Here is a 5,187-nt window from a genome sequence, read left to right on the forward strand (position 1 = left end):
GCAATTCCTTTTGGATTGAAGATTGTCAGTAGACAGTCAACAGTCAGAATCAACTCGCTGACGCTTTCGGGTGTTGGTTGTAATTTTTTACGGAGAGTTTGATCCTGGCTCAGGACGAACGCTGGCGGCGTGCTTAACACATGCAAGTCGAACGATGATGCCCAGCTTGCTGGGCGGATTAGTGGCGAACGGGTGAGTAACACGTGAGTAACCTGCCCCTGACTCTGGGATAAGCGTTGGAAACGACGTCTAATACTGGATACGATCACCGGCCGCATGGTCTGGTGGTGGAAAGATTTTTTGGTTGGGGATGGACTCGCGGCCTATCAGCTTGTTGGTGAGGTAATGGCTCACCAAGGCGACGACGGGTAGCCGGCCTGAGAGGGTGACCGGCCACACTGGGACTGAGACACGGCCCAGACTCCTACGGGAGGCAGCAGTGGGGAATATTGCACAATGGGCGAAAGCCTGATGCAGCAACGCCGCGTGAGGGATGACGGCCTTCGGGTTGTAAACCTCTTTTAGTAGGGAAGAAGCGAAAGTGACGGTACCTGCAGAAAAAGCACCGGCTAACTACGTGCCAGCAGCCGCGGTAATACGTAGGGTGCAAGCGTTGTCCGGAATTATTGGGCGTAAAGAGCTCGTAGGCGGTTTGTCGCGTCTGCTGTGAAATCCCGAGGCTCAACCTCGGGCTTGCAGTGGGTACGGGCAGACTAGAGTGCGGTAGGGGAGATTGGAATTCCTGGTGTAGCGGTGGAATGCGCAGATATCAGGAGGAACACCGATGGCGAAGGCAGATCTCTGGGCCGTAACTGACGCTGAGGAGCGAAAGCATGGGGAGCGAACAGGATTAGATACCCTGGTAGTCCATGCCGTAAACGTTGGGCGCTAGATGTAGGGACCTTTCCACGGTTTCTGTGTCGTAGCTAACGCATTAAGCGCCCCGCCTGGGGAGTACGGCCGCAAGGCTAAAACTCAAAGGAATTGACGGGGGCCCGCACAAGCGGCGGAGCATGCGGATTAATTCGATGCAACGCGAAGAACCTTACCAAGGCTTGACATACACCGGAAACGGCCAGAGATGGTCGCCCCCTTGTGGTCGGTGTACAGGTGGTGCATGGTTGTCGTCAGCTCGTGTCGTGAGATGTTGGGTTAAGTCCCGCAACGAGCGCAACCCTCGTTCTATGTTGCCAGCGGGTTATGCCGGGGACTCATAGGAGACTGCCGGGGTCAACTCGGAGGAAGGTGGGGATGACGTCAAATCATCATGCCCCTTATGTCTTGGGCTTCACGCATGCTACAATGGCCGGTACAAAGGGCTGCGATACCGTAAGGTGGAGCGAATCCCAAAAAGCCGGTCTCAGTTCGGATTGAGGTCTGCAACTCGACCTCATGAAGTCGGAGTCGCTAGTAATCGCAGATCAGCAACGCTGCGGTGAATACGTTCCCGGGCCTTGTACACACCGCCCGTCAAGTCATGAAAGTCGGTAACACCCGAAGCCGGTGGCCTAACCCTTGTGGAAGGAGCCGTCGAAGGTGGGATCGGTGATTAGGACTAAGTCGTAACAAGGTAGCCGTACCGGAAGGTGCGGCTGGATCACCTCCTTTCTAAGGAGCATCTGGCACCCTCGTGGTGTCCAGGCGCCCGATTCGGACCGAACGTGTCCGACGGGTAGCTCATGGGTGGAACATTGACAGTGCAGTCGGGAGTGATGCTTCCGGTCTTAGTACACCTTGCTTGCAGGGTGGGAACGGGTCGGGGTGGAGCTGCTGGCTGGTGCACGTTGTTGGGTCCTGAGGGACCAGGCTTCCCGGCCGAGTGTGGTCGGGGGTTGAGCCGTGACTGGTGGCGAGGTTCTCGCTTGCTGGTTGCTGGTTCTTCGTCGGGCCAGGATGAGTCCACCGTAGGGTGGGGGAGTGCTGGTGCCGATCGTATGTTGAGAACTACACAGTGGACGCGAGCATCTTAGATCGCTCGTGACGATGATGAAGCCTTCGGGTGGAGTTGTTGTTCGAGTCGATCGCAATTTTAATCTTTGTGGTCAAGTTTCTAAGAGCAAACGGTGGATGCCTTGGCATCTGGAGCCGAAGAAGGACGTAGAAATCTGCGATAAGCCTCGGGGAGCTGATAATCGAGCTGTGAGCCGAGGATTTCCGAATGGGGAAACCCCGCCAGGCGCTTTTGTGACCTGGTGACTCCCGCCTGAATATATAGGGCGGGTAGAGGGAACGTGGGGAAGTGAAACATCTCAGTACCCACAGGAAGAGAAAACAACATGTGATTCCGTGAGTAGTGGCGAGCGAAAGCGGATGAGGCTAAACCGATCATGTGTGATAGCCGGCGGGCGTTGCATGGTCGGGGTTGTGGGACACGTCACTCAGTTCTGCCGGACTGGGGCGGTTACAGCGCATCATAGTCGAACCGGTTTGAAAGCCGGGCCGTAGTGGGTGCCAGCCCCGTAGACGAAATGGTGTTATGGCCGGATGTGTATCCCAAGTAGCACGGGGCCCGAGAAATCCCGTGTGAATCTGTCAGGACCACCTGATAAGCCTAAATACTCCCAGATGACCGATAGCGGACAAGTACCGTGAGGGAAAGGTGAAAAGTACCCCGGGAGGGGAGTGAAATAGTACCTGAAACCGTTTGCTTACAAACCGTCGGAGCCTCCTTGTAGGGGTGACGGCGTGCCTTTTGAAGAATGAGCCTGCGAGTTAGTGATATGTGGCGAGGTTAACCCGTGAGGGGCAGCCGTAGCGAAAGCGAGTCTGAATAGGGCGTTTGAGTCGCATGTTCTAGACCCGAAGCGAAGTGATCTATCCATGGCCAGGTTGAAGCGACGGTAAGACGTCGTGGAGGACCGAACCCACTTCAGTTGAAAATGGAGGGGATGAGCTGTGGATAGGGGTGAAAGGCCAATCAAACTTCGTGATAGCTGGTTCTCTCCGAAATGCATTTAGGTGCAGCGTTGCGTGTTTCTCGCCGGAGGTAGAGCTACTGGATGGCCGATGGGCCTCAACAGGTTACTGACGTCAGCCAAACTCCGAATGCCGGTGAGTGAGAGCGCAGCAGTGAGACGGTGGGGGATAAGCTTCATCGTCGAGAGGGAAACAACCCAGACTACCAACTAAGGTCCCTAAGCGTGTGCTAAGTGGGAAAGGATGTGGAGTTGCATAGACAACCAGGAGGTTGGCTTAGAAGCAGCCACCCTTGAAAGAGTGCGTAATAGCTCACTGGTCAAGTGATTCCGCGCCGACAATGTAACGGGGCTCAAGCACACCACCGAAGTTGTAGATTTCGCACTATAGACAAGCCTTCGTGGTTCAGTCGTGCGGAGTGGTAGGAGAGCGTCGTGTGGCGAGTGAAGCGGCGGAGTGATCCAGCCGTGGACGCTACACGAGTGAGAATGCAGGCATGAGTAGCGAAAGACGGGTGAGAAACCCGTCCTCCGAAAGACCAAGGGTTCCAGGGCCAGGTTAATCCGCCCTGGGTAAGTCGGGACCTAAGGCGAGGCCGACAGGCGTAGTCGATGGACAACGGGTTGATATTCCCGTACCGGCGAACAACCGCCCAAGCTAATCCAGTGGTGCTAAGAGTCCTAACCCGGCGCATCCGGATCCCTTCGGGGTGATGGTGTCCGGTCTAACGCTCGACCCCATGCTGGTGCGGTTAGCGTATGAACAGGTGTGACGCAGGAAGGTAGCTGAGCCAGGCGATGGTATCCGTAAGGTGAACCTGGTGTAAGGATGTAGGGCTGACGATAGGCAAATCCGTCGTCTGTACGCCTGAGATCCGACGCGTACCCGTAAGGGGAAATCAGTGATCCTATGCTGCCGAGAAAAGCATCGACGCGAGGTTGCAGCCGCCCGTACCCGAAACCGACTCAGGTGGTCAGGTAGAGAATACCAAGGAGATCGAGAGAATCGTGGTTAAGGAACTCGGCAAAATGCCCCCGTAACTTCGGGAGAAGGGGGGCCGGACGCGTGACCGGATTTACTCCGTGAGCGTTGAAGGCCGCAGAGACCAGTGGGAAGCGACTGTTTACTAAAAACACAGGTCCGTGCGAAGTCGCAAGACGATGTATACGGACTGACGCCTGCCCGGTGCTGGAAGGTTAAGAGGAAGGGTTAGCCTTTGGGCGAAGCTCTGAATTTAAGCCCCAGTAAACGGCGGTGGTAACTATAACCATCCTAAGGTAGCGAAATTCCTTGTCGGGTAAGTTCCGACCTGCACGAATGGCGTAACGACTTCCCAGCTGTCTCAACCGCGAACTCGGCGAAATTGCACTACGAGTAAAGATGCTCGTTACGCGCAGCAGGACGGAAAGACCCCGTGACCTTTACTACAGTTTGGTATTGGTGTTCGGAGTGGCTTGTGTAGGATAGGTGGGAGACTGTGAAGCGGGCACGCTAGTGTTCGTGGAGTCATTGTTGAAATACCACTCTGGTCACTTTGGATGTCTAACGTAGGACCCTGATCGGGTTCATGGACAGTGCCTGATGGGTAGTTTAACTGGGGCGGTTGCCTCCCAAAGAGTAACGGAGGCGCCCAAAGGTTCCCTCAACCTGGTTGGCAATCAGGTGGCGAGTGTAAGTGCACAAGGGAGCTTGACTGTGAGACTGACAGGTCGAGCAGGGACGAAAGTCGGGACTAGTGATCCGGCAGTGGCTTGTGGAAGCGCTGTCGCTCAACGGATAAAAGGTACCTCGGGGATAACAGGCTGATCTTGCCCAAGAGTCCATATCGACGGCATGGTTTGGCACCTCGATGTCGGCTCGTCGCATCCTGGGGCTGGAGTAGGTCCCAAGGGTTGGGCTGTTCGCCCATTAAAGCGGTACGCGAGCTGGGTTTAGAACGTCGTGAGACAGTTCGGTCCCTATCCGCTGCGCGCGTTGGAAATTTGAGAAGATCTATCCCTAGTACGAGAGGACCGGGATGGACGAACCTCTGGTGTGTCAGTTGTTCTGCCAAGGGCACCGCTGATTAGCTACGTTCGGACCGGATAACCGCTGAAAGCATCTAAGCGGGAAGCCGTCTTCGAGATGAGATTTCCATGCACCTTGAGTGTGAGAGGCTCCCAGCAGACTACTGGGTTGATAGGCCGGATGTGGAAGCGGGGACTAACGACCCGTGGAGCTGACCGGTACTAATAAGCCGAAGACTTGACAACACAATTATTTCCCACACCT

The 5,187-nt window shown here is 55.6% G+C and carries 2 rRNA genes; both read left to right on the top strand.

What is annotated here, in order from left to right:
* The first annotated feature begins 86 nt into the window (after positions 1 to 86).
* Positions 87 to 1,608 (top strand): 16S ribosomal RNA (locus BIU97_RS02065).
* Positions 1,609 to 2,040: 432 nt separating this feature from the next.
* Positions 2,041 to 5,168, top strand: a 23S ribosomal RNA gene (locus BIU97_RS02070).
* The 16S and 23S rRNA genes sit together here, the layout of an rRNA operon.
* Positions 5,169 to 5,187 lie beyond the last annotated feature (19 nt).

Source organism: Curtobacterium sp. MCBA15_009, assembly GCF_001864895.1.
Taxonomy (GTDB): Bacteria; Actinomycetota; Actinomycetes; order Actinomycetales; family Microbacteriaceae; genus Curtobacterium.